The sequence below is a fragment of the Vibrio sp. L3-7 genome (assembly GCF_963898195.1).
In the GTDB taxonomy this organism is placed as follows: Bacteria; Pseudomonadota; Gammaproteobacteria; order Enterobacterales; family Vibrionaceae; genus Vibrio; species Vibrio echinoideorum.
Genome location: NZ_CAWQUW010000057.1, coordinates 1 through 1,758, shown reverse-complemented (window position 1 = coordinate 1,758; position 1,758 = coordinate 1). Strand labels below are relative to the sequence as shown.

The 1,758-nt window shown below is 52.0% G+C and carries 1 rRNA gene; it reads right to left on the bottom strand.

Annotated elements, in window-relative coordinates:
* Positions 1-28: 28 nt before the first annotated feature.
* Positions 29-1,758: ribosomal RNA gene (locus tag AACW75_RS22940) — 23S ribosomal RNA — on the bottom strand; the annotation flags it as partial.

Below are 1,758 nucleotides of genomic sequence, written 5' to 3'. Positions count from 1 at the left end.
TGAGTCCACAAAACCCCTTGGGTGTTGTATGGTTAAGCCTCACGGGCAATTAGTACAGGTTAGCTCAATGCCTCGCAGCACTTACACACCCTGCCTATCAACGTCGTAGTCTACGACAACCCTTTAGGACACTTATAGTGCCAGGGAAAACTCATCTCAAGGCTCGCTTCCCGCTTAGATGCTTTCAGCGGTTATCGATTCCGAACTTAGCTACCGGGCAATGCCATTGGCATGACAACCCGAACACCAGAGGTTCGTCCACTCCGGTCCTCTCGTACTAGGAGCAGCCCCTTTCAATTTTCCAACGCCCACGGCAGATAGGGACCGAACTGTCTCACGACGTTCTAAACCCAGCTCGCGTACCACTTTAAATGGCGAACAGCCATACCCTTGGGACCGACTTCAGCCCCAGGATGTGATGAGCCGACATCGAGGTGCCAAACACCGCCGTCGATATGAACTCTTGGGCGGTATCAGCCTGTTATCCCCGGAGTACCTTTTATCCGTTGAGCGATGGCCCTTCCATTCAGAACCACCGGATCACTATGACCTGCTTTCGCACCTGCTCGAATTGTCATTCTCGCAGTCAAGCGGGCTTATGCCATTGCACTAACCACACGATGTCCAACCGTGTTTAGCCCACCTTCGTGCTCCTCCGTTACTCTTTGGGAGGAGACCGCCCCAGTCAAACTACCCACCAGGCACTGTCCGTAATCCCGATTCAGGGACCAACGTTAGAACATCAAAACTACAAGGGTGGTATTTCAAGGACGACTCCATCACATCTAGCGACGCAATTTCATAGTCTCCCACCTATCCTACACATGTAGGTTCAATGTTCAGTGCCAAGCTGTAGTAAAGGTTCACGGGGTCTTTCCGTCTAGCCGCGGGTACACTGCATCTTCACAGCGATTTCAATTTCACTGAGTCTCGGGTGGAGACAGCGTGGCCATCATTACGCCATTCGTGCAGGTCGGAACTTACCCGACAAGGAATTTCGCTACCTTAGGACCGTTATAGTTACGGCCGCCGTTTACCGGGGCTTCGATCAAGAGCTTCGTCCGAAGACTAACCCCATCAATTAACCTTCCGGCACCGGGCAGGCGTCACACCGTATACGTCATCTTACGATTTTGCACAGTGCTGTGTTTTTAATAAACAGTTGCAGCCACCTGGTATCTGCGACTCTCGTCTGCTCCATCCGCAAGGGACTTCACTGATAAGAGCGTACCTTCTCCCGAAGTTACGGTACCATTTTGCCTAGTTCCTTCACCCGAGTTCTCTCAAGCGCCTTGGTATTCTCTACCCGACCACCTGTGTCGGTTTGGGGTACGATTCCTTACAATCTGAAGCTTAGAGGCTTTTCCTGGAAGCATGGCATCAATGACTTCACTACCGTAGTAGCTCGACATCGTATCTCAGCGTTAATAGTGGTCCGGATTTACCTAAACCACCCGCCTACATACTTGAACCTGGACAACCGTCGCCAGGCCCACCTAGCCTTCTCCGTCCCCCCATCGCAATTGTAAGAAGTACGGGAATATTAACCCGTTTCCCATCGACTACGCCTTTCGGCCTCGCCTTAGGAGTCGACTTACCCTGCCCCGATTAACGTTGGACAGGAACCCTTGGTCTTCCGGCGAGGGAGTTTTTCACTCCCTTTATCGTTACTCATGTCAGCATTCGCACTTCTGATACCTCCAGCAGCCCTTACAGACCACCTTCAACGGCTTACAGAACGCTCCCCTACCCCACATA